The organism is Mesorhizobium sp. M2A.F.Ca.ET.046.03.2.1 (assembly GCF_003952425.1).
Classification (GTDB): Bacteria; Pseudomonadota; Alphaproteobacteria; order Rhizobiales; family Rhizobiaceae; genus Mesorhizobium.
The window spans coordinates 262,169-278,198 of sequence record NZ_CP034449.1; the positions used below are offsets into that span (position 1 = coordinate 262,169).

At 64.7% G+C, this 16,030-nt stretch carries 13 protein-coding genes and 1 pseudogene; 6 read left to right on the forward strand and 8 right to left on the reverse strand.

All coding sequences use genetic code 11. The features are described from left to right. The first annotated feature begins 116 nt into the window (after positions 1–116). The 3 genes from EJ072_RS01480 to EJ072_RS01490 all read left to right on the forward strand — a co-directional run bounded on the left by EJ072_RS01480 (position 117) and on the right by EJ072_RS01490 (position 3,605). Entirely contained in the window at positions 117–1,616 is a 1,500-nt protein-coding gene (locus EJ072_RS01480) for a peptidase S10 (RefSeq protein WP_126078264.1), read from the forward strand. Between the two features lie 138 nt (positions 1,617–1,754). Continuing rightward, entirely contained in the window at positions 1,755–2,648 is an 894-nt protein-coding gene (locus EJ072_RS01485) for a DMT family transporter (RefSeq protein WP_126078265.1), read from the forward strand. A gap of 39 nt (positions 2,649–2,687) precedes the next feature. Then, a complete protein-coding gene (locus EJ072_RS01490) occupies positions 2,688–3,605 on the forward strand; it encodes a DMT family transporter (RefSeq protein ID WP_245467155.1) in 918 nt (305 codons plus the stop codon). Between the two features lie 151 nt (positions 3,606–3,756). On the opposite strand, the gene EJ072_RS01495 is transcribed toward EJ072_RS01490, so the two are convergent. Next, on the reverse strand, positions 3,757–4,611 hold the full coding sequence (locus EJ072_RS01495; RefSeq protein ID WP_126078266.1) for a LysR substrate-binding domain-containing protein: 855 nt from the start codon (positions 4,609–4,611) through the stop codon (positions 3,757–3,759). Positions 4,612–4,721: 110 nt separating this feature from the next. Between EJ072_RS01495 and EJ072_RS01500 the strand changes: the two are divergent. Together EJ072_RS01500 and EJ072_RS01505 are read left to right on the forward strand one after the other, a co-directional pair. After that, positions 4,722–5,130, forward strand: a pseudogene (locus EJ072_RS01500) (4-oxalocrotonate tautomerase family protein). Between the two features lie 305 nt (positions 5,131–5,435). After that, positions 5,436–7,658, forward strand: coding sequence for an AMP-binding protein (locus tag EJ072_RS01505; RefSeq protein WP_126078267.1), 2,223 nt, complete (start codon positions 5,436–5,438; stop codon positions 7,656–7,658). 9 nt (positions 7,659–7,667) lie between these two features. On the opposite strand, the gene EJ072_RS01510 is transcribed toward EJ072_RS01505, so the two are convergent. The 7 genes from EJ072_RS01510 to EJ072_RS01540 all read right to left on the reverse strand — a co-directional run bounded on the left by EJ072_RS01510 (position 7,668) and on the right by EJ072_RS01540 (position 15,287). Then, complete coding sequence (locus EJ072_RS01510; RefSeq protein ID WP_245456666.1) at positions 7,668–8,411, reverse strand: phosphatidylcholine/phosphatidylserine synthase; 744 nt, start codon at positions 8,409–8,411, stop codon at positions 7,668–7,670. Positions 8,412–8,486: 75 nt separating this feature from the next. Then, on the reverse strand, positions 8,487–9,185 hold the full coding sequence (locus EJ072_RS01515) for a phosphatidylserine decarboxylase (RefSeq protein ID WP_126078268.1): 699 nt from the start codon (positions 9,183–9,185) through the stop codon (positions 8,487–8,489). 129 nt (positions 9,186–9,314) lie between these two features. Beyond that, a complete protein-coding gene (locus EJ072_RS01520; RefSeq protein WP_126078269.1) occupies positions 9,315–10,568 on the reverse strand; it encodes a DUF4375 domain-containing protein in 1,254 nt (417 codons plus the stop codon). A gap of 147 nt (positions 10,569–10,715) precedes the next feature. Continuing rightward, entirely contained in the window at positions 10,716–11,057 is a 342-nt protein-coding gene (locus tag EJ072_RS01525; protein ID WP_126078270.1) for an antibiotic biosynthesis monooxygenase, read from the reverse strand. Positions 11,058–11,313: 256 nt separating this feature from the next. Then, complete coding sequence (locus tag EJ072_RS01530; protein WP_126078271.1) at positions 11,314–13,197, reverse strand: ABC transporter ATP-binding protein/permease; 1,884 nt, start codon at positions 13,195–13,197, stop codon at positions 11,314–11,316. Then, positions 13,197–13,532 carry a metalloregulator ArsR/SmtB family transcription factor gene (locus EJ072_RS01535; protein ID WP_126078272.1) on the reverse strand — a complete coding sequence of 112 codons (336 nt, stop codon included), beginning with the start codon at positions 13,530–13,532 and terminating at the stop codon, positions 13,197–13,199. Before EJ072_RS01535 ends, EJ072_RS01530 begins: the two co-directional genes overlap by 1 nt. Positions 13,533–13,841: 309 nt before the next feature. Further along, positions 13,842–15,287 (reverse strand): LysM peptidoglycan-binding domain-containing protein, encoded by a 1,446-nt coding sequence (locus EJ072_RS01540; protein ID WP_126078273.1) that lies wholly within the window; start codon positions 15,285–15,287, stop codon positions 13,842–13,844. Positions 15,288–15,406: 119 nt separating this feature from the next. Between EJ072_RS01540 and EJ072_RS01545 the strand changes: the two genes are divergently transcribed. Next, complete coding sequence (locus EJ072_RS01545; protein ID WP_126078274.1) at positions 15,407–16,018, forward strand: TIGR00730 family Rossman fold protein; 612 nt, start codon at positions 15,407–15,409, stop codon at positions 16,016–16,018. Positions 16,019–16,030: the final 12 nt, after the last annotated feature.

Sequence of the window (16,030 nt, forward strand, 5' to 3'; positions counted from 1 at the left end):
GGGGAGATGGCCGGCAGGCCAGAGGGGGCGCGAAGGAACTCGACATTTGCTAATAGTTTCTTTGACTTCCCTCGCCCTAGCCATACTTTTGCGGATGCCATCCAAGCGGAGTCGTCATGCGATCCAAGCTCGTCCCCCTTATCCTTCTGGCGCTCGCCGCCTTTGCTCAGCCGGGCTTCGCCGCGGAAGCACCCGAGCGCCCCGCGCCCCAAGGCGGCGTGCTGTCGCTGCTGCCGCCGCCGAGCGTGACCGAGCATTCGATCACGCTTGGCGGGCGCAAGCTGGATTACCAGGCCAAGGCCGGCACGCTCTCGCTCCTGTCGGGCAAGGGCGAGGTCACGGCCGAGATCTTCTATGTCGCCTACACGCAGCAGTCGTCCGCCCCGGCGAAGGATCGGCCGGTCACCTTCGTCTTCAATGGCGGGCCAGGCGCGGCGTCTGCCTATCTGCATCTCGGCGCGATCGGGCCACGCATCGTCGAGACAGCCGCCGACGGCGAGTTCCGCCGGCCGCCGCAAAAGCTCATCGACAATCCCGACAGCTGGCTCGACATGAGCGATCTCGTCTTCGTTGATCCGGTCGGCACCGGCTACAGCCGTGAGGCGCCGGGGCATGAGGGCAAGGAATTCTGGAGCGTCGATGCCGACGCCAGCTCGGTCGGCGCCTTTATCCGGCTCTATCTGGCGCAGAACGGCCGGACCGGATCGCCGCTGTTCCTCGCCGGCGAAAGCTATGGCGGCTTTCGCGCCGCACTTCTTGCCCGCACGCTGCAGGAGGATGTGGGCCTCAGCCCCAGCGGCATCGTGCTGATCTCGCCGGCGCTGGAGTTCATGCTGGTGCGGCCCGACCAGTTCGACCAGTTGCATTGGGCGCTGGAGCTGCCTTCGCTGGCGGCGACCCGCCTGAAGGGTGACGGCGTGAGCGGCGATGCGCTGCGCGACAGGCTGGCCGAGGTCGAGCATTATGCGCTCGGCGATTACCTGACGGCGCTGAACAGCGGGCTGGAGCAGGGCGGCAAGCTCGCCAGTGGGCGCGTTTCGGAACTCACCGGCCTGCCGCTCGAGCTCGTGCAGCGCAATTTCGCCCGTATCCCCACCGGGCTTTTCGCCAAGGAATTCCAGCGTGCTACGGGCAAGGTGCTCAGCCCCTATGACGCCACCATCGGCACGGCCGACATCGCGCCGCAAAGCCCGCGCGACGCCGGCCCCGACCCGGTGCTCGACCGCAGCGTTCCGGTCCTGACATCCGCCTTCGTCGCCTATGTCCGCGACGAGCTGAACTACCGCACCGATATCAGCTACCGGCTGCTCAATGGCGAGGTCACCCGCAACTGGGACTACGGCACTTCGGGCCAGGGCTATGCCGGCGTGATGAACGATTTGCAGCGGGCGCGTTCGCTCAACCCGGCCCTCGGCGTCGTCATCGTCAACGGCTATACCGACCTGGTCACGCCCTATCTCGCCTCACGTTACCTGGTGAACCAGCTTCCTTCGCTGTCAGACGCCAAGCCGATCCGACTCGACGTCGTCGAGGGCGGGCACATGATGTATCTGCGGCCGGACGGTCGGCGCGCCCTGAAGGACGCGGCATCGGAGCTCTATCAGGCGACGCAGTAATCCCGACCGGCCTCCGGCAATTACCTGCGCCAACGCTAGCACCGCGCTGGAGCAGCGGCATGCGTGCTTTCGCCCGTATAGATGGAGCAACGGTCCCGACTGGGGCGGAACCGCCCCACGCAAACACATTTAAACCGCATGGCCGAAGTCATCGTCCTCGAAAGCCGCGAAAGGGTGCTGGCCGGCATCCTGTTCACGGCTGCCGCCTATTTCCTGTTTTCGGCGCAGGACGCCTCGATCAAGCTGTTGGTCGCTGGCATGACGGTCTGGCAGATCATGTTCGTGCGTTCCATCACCGTGCTCCTCGCCTGCGGCGCGATCGGCGGCAAGCGGCTGTTTGCCGACACGATCGATTCACCGATCGTCAGGCCGATGCTGGTGCGCAGCGCCTTCACGCTGGCCGCCTGGCTTTGCTACTACAACGCCGCGCGCTCGCTGCAGCTTGCCGAGCTCACCACCATCTATTACGCAGCACCCATCATCGTCACCGTGCTGTCGGTGCTGATCCTGGGCGAGACGGTGCCGCTCCTGCGCTGGATCGCGGTCTTCGTCGGTTTCGTCGGCGTCTTCATCGCCTGCGATCCGACGCGGCTCGGCCTCTCCGTGCCGGTGCTGCTGGTGCTGGCGGCGGCAGTCCTTTGGGGGATCGCCGTTGTGCTCTTACGCAAGACGGCGCTGCAGGAGCGCACGACGATCCAGCTCGTGCTCAACAATTTCTATTTCCTGCTCTTTTCGGCCGTGCCGGCGCTGCTGTGGTGGCGCATGCCTGACGGAACGCAGCTGCTTTTGCTCCTCAGCGTCGGCGCGCTCGGCGGGGTGGCGCAATATGCGCTGTTCGAAGGCATGAAGCGCGCCGCGGTGTCGATCGTGGCGCCGTTCGAATACACCTCGCTGGTCTGGGCCTTCGCGCTGGGCTACGCCATCTGGGGCGACGTGCCGCGCACGGCGGTGTTCATGGGCGCGGCGCTGATCATCGGCGCCGGCCTGCTCATCGTCGGCAACGAGCATTTCCGCAAGCGGGAGCAGGCCTGATGACAGCGGCTGTCAGGAGCAACCGGGTTGGCTGGCGCCATGACGGACACGCTTGAGATGCCTGAAAAGCTCACGCATGCCGCCGCCGACGCAGCGGCCGAGCGCACGCTTGGCATCATCCTGATCTCGGCATCGGCCATCGCCTTCGCGCTTACCGGCGTGCTGACCAAATCGATCCACGCCGATCCGCTGACCATCACCTGCTGGCGCGGTTTTTTCGGCTCGATCCTGATCAGCCTCTATGTGTTCTGGCGCCGGCGCCGCTCAAGCGGGCGCGAGAGCCTGAGACTGGGCTGGCGGGGCTGGCTCTTGGCGGTCGAGGGTGCCGCCGTCAGCATCGCTTTCATCTCGGCGTTCAAATACACCTATGTCGCCAATGTCGCGGTCATCTACGCGACCTCGCCCTTCATCGCCGCGCTCCTTGCCTTCCTTCTGGTACGGGAAAAATGCCGGCTGCAGACAATGGTCGCGGCCGCCGTATCCTTTTGCGGCGTCGCCATCATGGTGGGCGGCGGCCTCGGCAGCGGCCATCTGTTCGGCGACGGGCTGGCGCTTTTGATGACCGCCGGCAGCGCGCTCTACATGATCATGGTGCGCGCCTTCCGTGACTCGCCTGTCGTGTGGGCGGGCGCGGTCTCGGCCTTCCTGCTCTTCGTGCTCGGCTGGTTCGTCACCGATCCGCTGGCCGTCTCTACGCGCGACGTGGTGCTGCTTGCCACCTTCGGATGCTCCTTCGCGCTGGCCTCGATTCTGTGGACGGAAGGCTCGCGGCTTATCCCTGCCGCCGAATCCGGCCTGCTGGGCTCTGCCGAGGTGCCGTTCGCCATCCTGTTTGCCCTGATCTTCCTCGGCGAAGCTCCGCCCATGGCCAGCGTCATCGGCGGCGCCATCGTGCTTTGCGCGGTCTTTGCCCATGCGGGCCGCGACTGGCTGAAGGCCAAATCGGCGCGCTCGTAAAAATATTTTTGCCAATCACGGAACCATCATCCGGCTCAGGCATTGTTAGGTCGACGGGTCACCCCCCCAAGTCCCCCCAAACCCCTCGACCCGTCCGACTAGAAGCCGACCCGCAAAAAGGTCGGCTTTTTCTTTGGGACTTCCTGGCCCATCACCACGGCAGGGCGAGGCCATCGCCCAGCAGCTCCGCCAGATCCCGCGCCGGGCGCGGAGCTTCGCGACCGAGCCGGATGGCGAAGTCGGCCATCGGCAATGGCGGCAGGTCGTGCTCGTATGGCGCCTCCACAATGCCCGAATGGGCAAAGCGCCGGGTGCGCGGCGTCAGCGCGATGCCGGCATCGACCGCGGCGCGCAGGCCGGCAAGGCTGGCGCTGCCGGCGGCGATGCGGTAGCGGCGTCCGGCGGCATCGAGCGCGTTGAGCGCGGCCTCCCTGAAGCCGCAATAGGGATCGAGCAGCGCCAGCGGCACGGCTTCCTGCAGCGTCGCCAGGCCTTTTTCCGAGCAGAGCCACAACATCGGCTCGCTGACCACGGCCGTTTCATCTGGCGTCGGGACATGGCGCATGGAGATTGCGAGGTCGAGCTGGCCGGCCTGCAGCGCCGAACCGAGCTCCAGGGAGCGACCGACACGCAGCTCGATCCGCACACGCGGGTGGCTGGCGGCGAAGGCCCTTAGAAGATCCGGCAGGCCGTGGTCGGCGAAATCCTGCGTCGTGCCGATGGCGATGCGGCCGCCGGCGCGCGCGCCTTTCAGCGCCAACCACGCCTCGGTGTGGACGGCAAGGATGCGGCGCGCATGGCCGACAAGATCCTCGCCGGCCGGTGTCAGGCCGCGTCCCCTGCCCTGCGGGATGAGCAGCGGCTCGCCGACGATCTCCTCCAGCCGCTGCATCTGCGCGGTCACAGCCGACGGCGTGCGGCCAACGGCGGATGCGGCCTTGGCAAGCGAGCCGCCCTCGACGAAAGCGAGGAAGGTCTTCAGTAAGTCGAGATCGAGCGTTTCCATACTTCGATGATATCGAATCGTTTCACAAAAACAATTCGATTTTATTGAATACATGCCAATGCCATGATCCTCTCATCGAAGGCGCGAGGCGCCCAACCCGAGGAGAGAAAATGCCGATCATCAATATCAGCGTCACGGGCAAGCCCGACGCCAAGCTGTCCGCCGCGATCGCCAAGGACATCACCGAGATTACCCGCCAAGGAGTTACGCAAGGACCCGACGATCACCGCGGTCGCGGTCAACTACATCGATCCGCAGCACTGGTTCGCCGGCGGCAGGTCGCTGGTCGAGCATGGCACCAACACGTTCTGGCTGGACATCAAGGTCGTCGACGGCACCAACACCAAGCTCGAGCTCGAAGCCTATCTGAAGGCAATCTTCGAGGCTTTCGGCCGGCTGCTCGGCAGCGTGCATGAGGAGAGTTATGCCTTCGTGCACGAAGTGCCGGCGGCGGCCTATGGCTATGGCGGCAAAACCCAGGAATTCCGCTTCATCAGCGGAAGATTGAAGGCGGCATAGGCGCCGTCTTCCCCTTCTCCCCTTGTGGGAGAAGGTGGATCGGCGCGCAGCGCCGAGACGGATGAGGGGTGTTGGAAGGAACACGGCCTTGAAAAATTCAATGCTTTGAGGAGTTTACTCTCCCGCGCAGCGATCCTTCCAGCACCCCTCATCCGTCCGAGCTTCGCTCAGCCACCTTCTCCCACAAGGGGAGAAGGGGACGCCGTGCTTCAGCCCGCATTGACCTTGCCCGCGCTTCCGCTACCCTCTGCCACCGAAGCGGCCGCTCAAGAGCCGCGCCCTGGAGGAGACTGGGAGAGAGCGGCATGATCCTGACCCTGGCGCTGCTGGCGGGCCTTGTGTTTGCCTGGCTGCTGATCGCCGTGATCGAGCGGTTCCGGCTCGACCTGCGCTTCACCCAGGCGCTGCTCTATGTGCCGTTCAAGCTCGTCTATCGTATCGCCGACAACCGTATTCGCATTGCCCGAAGCGCCAACACGCCAGTCATTTATGTGATCTCGCACCAGTCGCGCATCGAACCGGCGCTGATGCTGTCGCTGCTTCCCGACGACACGCTGCATATACTGGACGAGGCCTCGGCGCGCTCGCCATGGCTAGAGCCGTGGCGCGAGCTTGGCCGCACCATCGCCTTCAACGCCGAGCATGTCTTCGTCAGCCGGCGGTTGGTGCGCGTGCTGAAGGGCAAGGGACGGCTTGCCGTCTACCTGCCAGACAGTGTCGAGCCGGACGTCAAATCCTTCCGGCTGTTTCGCGCCATCACCCGCATCGCCATGCAGGCCGACGCCCGCATCGTGCCGATCTTCGTTGCCGGAACGCGCGATCTGCCGATGTCGCTGACGCCGAAGGAGAAAGCGCCCAGGCACTGGTTCCCGCGGCTTTCGGTGAGCGTGCTGGAGTCGATGACCATCGCCGAGTTGGTGGCGCGCAACCCCGACATGGCCTCCAACACCAACGCGCTGTTCGATCGTTTCGCCGAGGCGCGGCTCTACGGCACCAATCTCGACCGTGGCCTGTTCCTCGCCATGCGCGACGCCGCCGATCGCGTCGGCCCTTCGCGCCCGATCATCGAGGATGTGATCTCCGGTTCGCTCAGCTACCGCAAGCTGTTCATCGGCGCGCGCGTGCTCGGACGCCGTTTCGAGGCGGTGACGGCGCCCGGCGAAGCGGTCGGCGTGCTCTTGCCCAACGCCAATGGCGTGGTGCTCACCTTTGTCGGCCTGATCTCGGCGGCCAGGGTTGCGGCGATGATCAACTACACCGCCGGCCCGGCAAGCGTGACCGCGGCGATCCGTACCGCCGTCATCCGCACCGTGGTGTCATCCCGCGCCTTCGTCGAAAAGGCCGGCATCGACGACATCATTGCCGCGGTCGAGGCGGGCGGCGCGAAGATGCTGTGGCTGGAAGACGTGCGCGCCGGCGTGACCGCGCTGGACAAGGTCGCCGGAGCACTTTTGTGGCGCTTACCGCTGCAGCGGCAGCAAGCCTCGAAGCCCGCCGTCATCCTGTTCACCTCCGGCTCGGAAGGCACGCCGAAGGCGGTGGTGCTGTCGAACCGCAACCTGCTTGCCAATGTCATGCAGGCCGAGGCGCGCGTCTCCGTCTCGCCGGCCGACACCTTGCTCAATGTGCTGCCGGCGTTCCATTCCTTCGGGCTCACCGGCGGCACCATCCTGCCGCTGGTGCTGGGCGTAAAGCTGTTCCTCTACCCCTCGCCGCTGCACTACAAGATCATCCCCGAGATCGCCCGCAAGGTGAAGCCGACCGTGATGTTCGGAACCGACACGTTCCTCGCCAATTATGCGCGCACCGCCAAGGACGGCGACTTCTCCAGCCTGCGCTTCGTCGTGGCCGGCGCCGAGGCGGTGAAGCCGGAGACGCGGCGCACCTATCGCGACCGCTTCCAGGCCTCGATCGTCGAAGGCTTCGGCCTGACCGAGGCGGCGCCGGTGGTGGCGGTGAATACCGCCATCCACAGCCGGGACGGCACGGTCGGCAGGCCGCTGCCGGCCATCCGCATGAAGCTGGAGCCTGTCGAAGGCATCACCGAGGGCGGCCGGCTGTGGCTCGACGGGCCGAATATGATGATGGGCTACATGAGCGCCGACCGCCCCGGCGAATTGCAGCCGCTGGAAGGCTGGCACGACACGGGCGACATCGTCTCGATCGACCGCGAGGGCTTCATCACCATCCGCGGCCGGGCAAAGCGCTTCGCCAAGATCGCCGGCGAGATGGTGTCGCTGGGCGCCGTCGAGATGCTGGTGCAGTCACTGTGGCCGGAAGAGCGCCACGCGGCGGTGGCGGTGCCCGACAAAAGGCGCGGCGAGCGTATCGTGCTGGTCACCACCGCCGACGACGCCAATGCCGAGGAACTGCGCCAGTTCGGCAAGAAGGCGGGTGCTGCGGAACTGATGGTGCCCAACGACATCCTCAAGGTGGAAGAGATCCCGGTGCTGGGCTCGGGCAAGACGGATTACGTCTCGGCGCGAAAGCTGGCGATTGATCGGTTGGGACTGGGTGTGGCGGCTTAGCGCGCCGCGTTACCCGATATCCGAAGGCGGCACCTTCTCGCCTTCGCGCATGGCCCGCTTAGAATAGGCGCGCACCGAGAACGGCAGGAAGAGCAGATATCCCGCGACCGAGGCGGTCAGCGTGTACCAGGGATAGGTCATCAGCAAGAGGATGTAGAGCACCACGCCGAGGATGACCGGCAGCACCCTGTCGCCGGGCACCTTGACGCTCTTGCCCGAATAGACCGGCAGGCGGCTGACCAGAAGGAAAGCGATGAGTACGGTGAAGCCCGTGGCGATGAAGGCGGCAGGGCGGGACGGCTCCAGCCCGAGCCGCAGGAAATAGAGATAGAGCGGCAGCATGACCAGCACCGCGCCCGCCGGGGCCGGCACGCCGACGAAATATTCGGTCTGCCATGCAGGCTGGTCGGTGTCGTCGGCCAGCACGTTGAAGCGGGCGAGCCGCATGCCGCAGGCGATGGTGAAGAGAAGTGCTGCGATCCAGCCGGGCGAGCCGGCGCGGTCGAGCAGGAAGGCGTAGAGCACCAGGGCCGGCGCGACGCCGAAATTGACGATATCGGCCAGCGAATCCATCTGCGCGCCGAATTTCGAGGTGGCCTTCAGCATGCGCGCCAGCCGCCCGTCGATGCCGTCAAGGAAGGCGGCAAGCAGCACCATGACCACCGCGATCTCGAAACGGTTCTCGAAGGCGAAGCGGATGCCCGAAAGGCCGGCGCAGATGGCAAGCACCGTGACCAGATTGGGCAGCACCATGCGCATCGGGATCTCGCGGATGCGCGGACCGCCGCTGGCATGGGCCTCGAATTTCTTGAATGGCGCGCCCAACGCTCAGGAAACCCTGACCAGGGGCGTGACCGCCGTGCCGCCGAATTCGGCAAGCACGGTCTCGCCGCCCACAGCCGTCTGGCCGACCGCGACGCGCGGCACGGCGCCTGTCGGCAGGAAGACGTCAACGCGCGAGCCGAAGCGGATCAGGCCGAAACGCTCGCCGATGGCGATCGAGCCGCCGGCCTCGGCCCAGCAGACGATGCGACGCGCCACCAGCCCGGCGATCTGGACGGCAGCGATGGTGCCGTTCGGGCTGTCGATGACCAGGCCGTTGCGCTCGTTCTCGGCGCTTGCCTTGTCGAGCTCGGCATTGAGGAATTTGCCGGGCTTGTGCTCAATGCGCGTGATCCGCCCACGCACCGGAGCGCGGTTGATGTGGCAGGAAAACACGTTCATGAACACCGAGATCCGGGTCATCTCGCCCGGGCCCAGGCCAAGCTCACTCGGCGGCACGGCCGGCCCCACCGCCGAGATCACGCCATCGGCCGGGCTCACGACCAGCCGGTCGTCGACCGGCGTGACGCGCTCGGGATCGCGGTAGAAATAGATGCACCATGCGGTGAGGATCAGCCCGATCCAGAACAGGACCGAGGAGAAATAGCCGAGAAACAGCGTCGCCGCGGCGAAGGCGGCGATGAAGGGATAGCCTTCGCGGTGGATCGGAACGAACGTATTCTTGACCGAGTCGAGAAGCGTCATAGGGCTTGGGGGCGGTCCCTGTTTCAGGTTGCGCCTCAATAGCCGAAAGCCCCCCTCCCCGCAACGCAACAATGGGGGCAGGATGAGCAAGGTCGCTAGGTGCGAATACTGTGAGACGCGAGTTGGGAACTATCCAGCGGCGGCGGAGCGATCAAAGTGCGCGTCGAGTTCAGGCATCGTAGCCTCGGCGAGCTTTTCGTAATCCTCGCCACACAAGAGCACACTGCCATTTGGTGAAGACAGGGAGAGGAAGGTCCGGTCAGACGCCAGCACCACCCAATTCACAACTGGCCCTTCCGCCGTTTGCGCCACCGAGTTAGCAGAAACGATGGCACCCAGCGGATCGAAGCCAGCCTTGCGCAGCAAAAGGTCGACAGCGACGGGAGCATGATTTTGTTCGGACAGCTGGATCACTGTCTCAATCTCTGACTGCTCCGCGCGTCCAAGCAGTGTCCCGACCCTCGGTGCGTTCGCTCTCAACGGGTTGTCACCCGGGCGCATGACAGGAGGGTCTTCAGGGGCGACATACTCGTAAACTGCGACGTGTGTCTTTGTCGAGGCGCATAACCGGAGCTCTTCGGCGTCGGTACGCAGTTGGAAGACCATCTGCTTTTCGCCTTCGATGTCCAGCATCCTCGCCATGCCGAACCCCAGCTTGATCTCCGATGGCGATATCGTTGCGCAGGCGAGGCCGGCGCCGACTTCGCGCTGGCTCAACATCTGACGCACCAGTTTGCCAACCGAGTCGTGAAGAAGCCTGGCCTCCCGCTGAGGGTTGGACAGCACCAGTCGATCGATCGCGTTATCGTAGTTGTCATCATCGACAATTTGCAGATCGGGCCAAGAAGCGATCCAACGCGCGAGCAAATCCTCCATCGGCATGGCGTCATCGGCCTCATAGAATGCATCATCAAGTGTATCCAGGAAATCGTCGCGCCCACCCTCGAAGCCCGTTTGTTTCGCAGCTTCATCAGGATGCTTGGCAATCCAGGCTGACATCTTTTCCAATGTTGCCAGCTGCCCTTTTGCCCCACACGCGCTGAGTCCGGCTCTGGCGTTGGCAATCATGGTGTCGATTTCGCTGCCGGCATTGTGGATTAATTGACTATGACCGCCGTTCTTCACCTCCAAGGAGTACTGGTCCGCGTGAAATACCTGCATCGCCTTAGGGTTGATCTCCGAATGGCGATAGAGCCCTTTGGAGACCATCGTCACGACGAATTGCATTACAGCGAAGACGAGATGAAATGCCTCTCCGTCGCCCTGTGCGATCTTTGAACGAGGCACGACAATCAGAGGTACGAGGACGCCTCGCTTATCCTCGGCGGCCTGCGATTTCTTCTCGGAGGCTCCTTTGGATTTGCGCGAGAAGAACCCGAACATCGAAATTTTCCGTATTTTAAAGTAAATGGGATGACTATTTCTGTCGAGACAATATCAGTAGCCGCCGAAGATAAAAGCCCTTGGCTGATCTATTGAATAGCGATGAGCGACGCCCATCGGCTGGGCGCCGCTGCGCTAGGATAACCCTTACACCTCCGGCACGCGCCGATAGTTGGCGATGTCGGCCTTGACGCCGAGCCGCGCGATGGTTTCCTGCGCGCTGAAGGCGATACGTTCGTGGGCGGCCTTGACGATCGGCACCACCTTGTCGATTGCCGCCTGGCTTTCCCACTCGACCATGGTGACGATGTTGAACTCGCCCGGGCCGGAGAATTGTTCGAGCAGGAAATCCTGCACGAAGCCCTCCTGCCGGCGCAGCAGTTCATGCGTCATGAAGACCCTGCTCAGGATTTCGTCGCGCGCCTCGGCCGGCACGACGAATTTGTCGACCCGGAACACGCTGCCGGTGCGGTGATTGTTGGTGCTCATTTCGATCTGTCTCCGATTTGGAAGGTTGCCGGCAGGTGGCTCGGAGACGGTTTGCAAGCTCAAGATAGGTTGAGGTCAAGGGGGATTTAGCGCCAACTTCTCCTTCTCCCTTGTGGGAGAAGGTGGCCGCGAAGCGGCCGGATGAGGGGTGCTCCAGGGGAATGAGGCGTTGGCGTTCCCTGGAACACCCCTCAACCGTCTCGGCGCTGCGCGCCGATCCACCTTCTCCCACAAGGGGAGAAGGGGAAGCCGGCTCCTAGCTCACCTCCGCCGTTCTCCTGCGCACAATCACCCCAAGCTCGTCGCTTTCCCGCGCGATGCGCAGGCGCTCTTCGGCTTCGGTTGCCTCGCGCTGGCGGTCCCACATCGAGGCGTAGAGGCCGTGCTTGGCCAGCAGCGCCGTGTGCGTGCCGCGCTCGGCGATCTGGCCGTCCTTGAGCACGATGATCTCGTCGGCCGAGATCACCGTCGACAGGCGGTGGGCGATGACGATGGTGGTGCGGCCCTTGCTGACGAGATCGAGCGCCGCCTGGATTTCCTGCTCGGTCTGGGTATCCAGCGCCGAGGTCGCCTCGTCGAGCATCAGGATCGGCGGCGCCTTCAGGATGGTGCGGGCGATCGCCACGCGCTGCTTTTCGCCGCCCGACAGCTTTAGGCCGCGCTCGCCGACCATCGACTTGTAGCCTTCGGGCAGCTTGTCGATGAACGGGCCGATCTGGGCAAGCTCGGCGGCCTTGCGCACCTCCTCCTCGCTGGCGCCGACGCGGCCATAGCGGATGTTGTAGGCGATGGTGTCGTTGAAGAGCACCGTGTCCTGCGGCACCATGCCGAGCACGGCGCGCAGGCTCTCCTGAGTGACGTCGCGGATGTCCTTGCCGTCTATCAGCACCTGGCCACCCTGCACGTCGTAGAAGCGGAACAGAAGCCTGGAAATGGTCGACTTGCCGGCGCCCGAAGGGCCGACGATCGCCACCGTCTTACCGGCCGGGACCTCGAAGGAGACGCCTTTCAGGATCTTGCGGTTCGGATCATAGGAGAAATGAACGTCGCGGAACTCGACCTTGCCCGGGCCGACCTTGAGCGGCTTGGCGTCCGGCTTGTCGACGATCTCCTGGGGCACGTCGAGCAGGTCGAACATGTGCTCGATGTCGGTCAGGCCTTGCCGGATTTCGCGATAGATGAAGCCGATGAAATTGAGCGGCACCGAAAGCTGGATCAGCATGGCGTTGATGAAGACGAAGTCGCCGACGCTCTGCGTGCCGGCCTGCACTTCCAGCGCCGACATGCACATGACGATGACGGTGCCCAGGCCGAAGATGAGGCCCTGGCCGAAATTCAGCCAGCCGAGCGAGGTCCAGGTCTTGGTCGCGGCGATCTCGTAGCGCGCCATGGAGCGGTCGAAGCGCTCGGCCTCCATGCGCTCATTGGTGAAATATTTGACCGTCTCGAAGTTCAAGAGCGAGTCGATCGCCTTGGTGTTGGCGTCGGTATCGCTGTCGTTCATGTCGCGGCGGATCGAGATGCGCCAGTCGCTGGCCTTGACCGTGAACCAGACATAGAGCCAGACGGTGACGGCGACCACGGCGACATATTTCCAGCCATAGGTGAAGGCGAAGATGCCGGCCGTCAGAGCGAATTCGAGGATTGTCGGCGCCGTGTTCAGCATGATGAAGCGCACGATCGTCTCGATGCCCTTGGTGCCGCGCTCGATGATGCGCGACAGGCCGCCGGTGCGGCGCTCCAGATGGAAGCGCAGCGACAGCTCGTGCATGTGGACGAAGGTGCGGTAGGCGAGCTGGCGCACCGCATATTGGCCGACGCGGGCAAACAGCGCGTCGCGCAACTGGTTGAAGCCGAGCTGGACCAGGCGCAGCACGTTGTAGGCGATCACCAGCGCCACGGGCGCGAGCAGGAAGGCCGGCAGCGGCGGCGGGGTCTTGGAGGCATGGGCCAGCGCATCCGTCGCCCATTTGAAGAAATACGGGCCGGCGACCAAAGTGAGCTTGGCGACGACCAGAAGCAGCGTCGCCCAGGTGACACGGGCTCTGAGATCGGCGCGCTCGGCCGGCCACATATAGGGCCAGAGGTTGCGCAATGTGGTGAGGGTGCCGGCTTCGGCGGATACGGTCTTTTCGGCCACTAGTCTTGCCTTTTGGGTAAACTGCCGGGGCAGCAGGAAGCAACGAGTTGGTTGAGCGAGGCGGAGACGCCCGCAAGCGCGGTGTGGTCGACCGCGTAGCGCGAGCGCTGGCGGTCAGTCTCGAAGCGGACGAGCCCCGCCTCGACCAGGACCTTCAGGTGCTGCGAAACGGTCGATTGGGCGAGGTCGAGATGGTCGACCACCTCACGGCACGAGCAGCAGGAGCTGGCCGAGAGGCGTTTCAGGATCTCGATGCGCGCCCGATGCGAGAGCGCCGCCAGGCGCAGCGCGATGGCGCGGCTGTCAGCGCAACGGCTTTCGGGGGATACGGTCATCGTCCATCGCCGATAGACGATGGAGGATGAGAGGGCAAGCTAGGCGGATGGGTAGATTGAGGTGAGGCGCCCGCCATTCGCGTTCGTCATCCTAGGGCGGAGCGCCGCGCAGCGGCGCGCAGACCCTAGGATCCATGCCGTTACCTCAGAACATCCCGGCGTTCGAGAATTTTCACCTGTCCTGGCCGATGGCACTAAACAGCGCCATTTCTTTCTTCACCGCAGCACACTTCGGCGACTGTCACGGCATGGATCCTAGGGTCTGCGCGCGTCGCTTCGCCCTTGCTCCGCCCTAGGATGACGAAGTCGCTACTCCGTCTTCGGCGCTGTCATCTGCTCGCCCATGGCCTTCATGTCGGCGTCCTCGCCCTCCTTCGACTTGGACGGCACCTTGAACACCTGGCCGGGCCAGATGCGGTCGGGATCGCGGATCTGGTCCTTGTTGGCGAGATAGATGGTCGAGAAGCGCGTGCCATGGCCGTAGACGCGGCGCGAGATGCGCCAGAGCGTGTCGTTGCGGCGGATGATGACGGCGCTGTCGGCATGTTCGAGCTTCGGCGCGACCGTCTCGGCCACGTCGGCCGAAGGCGTCGCCTCGGAAACCTTGGCCGGAACCTCGGCGGGCTTGGCCGCTTCGGCCGTTGCCGCCGGCTTGGCTTCCGCGGCCTGGGATCCGGCGCCCTGGACCTGGGCGAGTTTGGTCTCGGCCGGCTTGGCCTCGCCGGTCTTCGTCTCATTTGGAGCGACGGCTGCGATCGACTCGCCGGGCTCGCGCTCGAACGGCACGGCGGCACGGGCGACGACCTTGACGCCGTCGCTGTCCAGGCCATCGACATGGATGGTGTAGTTGCCGACCGGGATGTCGCGGGTCGCTTCGATCAGGAAATGCCCGTCGGCGGAGGTCCGCGCATCGCCAAGCAGGATGGCGTCGGCATAGGCGCGCACCTTGCGGCCGGGATCGGCCGTGCCGGCGACGAAGATCTTGCTGCCGTCGATCTCGACCGCTTCGACGGCGATCTTGGGCTCCGCCGACGCCGAGGCCGTATCGGATGCAGCCGGAGCGGTCGTTGCGGGAGCCGTCGTTGCCGGAGCCTGGGCTGCCGGTGCCGCCTGGTCGGAGTCGGCCGGCGCCGCCGGCTTGGTCTCGGCCTCGGGCACGGTGATCAGTTGCGAGGCCTTGCCCGGTTCCTCGACCATCGCCAGAACCTGCCCGGTCGGGCTCTGCGGCACCGAAACGACGGCGGTCTGGGCCGAGGCGACGGCAGTGCCGCCAACCGTCTGGCGCAGCGTGATCGTATAGTCGCCCGGCTTCAGCGGATCGTCGAGCACGATGGCGAAGGCGCCGTCGGGGCCGGAATCGGTCGAGCCGAGCACCGTGCCGCCACTCAGGATCTCGACCTTGGCGTTGGGCGCGGCGCTGCCGGCGACGACGATCGAGCCGTTGCTTTCGACGCGCACGACATCGAAGGTCGGCAGCGTCGAACCGGCCGCGGCGGCCGGCGCCGTTGCGTTCTTGTTGGCCGGCGCCATCGTGTTGGCCGGGGCCATTGTGTTTGCAGGAGCTTGAGGCACGCGCGCCTCGGTGGTCGTGCTCGAGGATTCAGCCGGTTTCGCGCCGGTCTGCGGCAGCGCCGCGACCTGCGCTGGTTTCTGGTTGATGTAGGGATCGAGCGCGCCCGACCCGTAGGCGACCGCCGCCACGACGGCCACGCCGCCCGCCGCGAACAAGAACGCCTTAGAAGGATTGATAGCCATAATTTTATACTGCCCCCTTAGCCACCTAACGCCGGTCTAGCGTGTTTTCTCCAAGCTCACAAGAAAAAGCCCGTCCGCGGGCTTGACCCGGCCAACCGTCCCCATCACCAATCATCGTCATGAACACGATTCGATCCGTCTGCGTCTATTGCGGCTCGTCTCCGGGCCGCGACGAGGCCTATATCAAGGCCGGCCACACGCTTGGCCGCTCGCTTGCCAAATCCGGGTTGCGCCTCATCTATGGCGGCGGCACCAAGGGCATCATGGGCGCCGTCGCCGATGGCGCGCTCAGGGCCGGCGGCAAGGTCACCGGCATCATCCCGCGCTTCCTGATCAACAGGGAAGCGACCGAAACCGCGCTCGACAAGCTCGACGAATTGCTGATCACCGACAATATGCACGAGCGCAAGCACAGCATGTTCGAAAAATCCGACGCCTTTGTGGCGCTGCCGGGCGGCATCGGCACGGTGGAGGAGATCGTCGAGATCATGACCTGGGCGCAGCTCGGCCATCATCGCAAGCCGATCGTCTTCGCCAACGTCAAGGGGTTCTGGGATCCGATGCTGTCGCTGATCGAGCACATGTCGGAGGAAGGCTTCATACACACCGCGCATCGCGTGAAGCCGCTGGTGGTCAACGACCCGGAAGCGATAGTCGCCGCTATCATGGTGGCAGGCTCGTCCGTCGACGCGCCGACGGAAGGCGTACAGTCGGTGATAGATAAGATGTAAGGCAATAAGGCA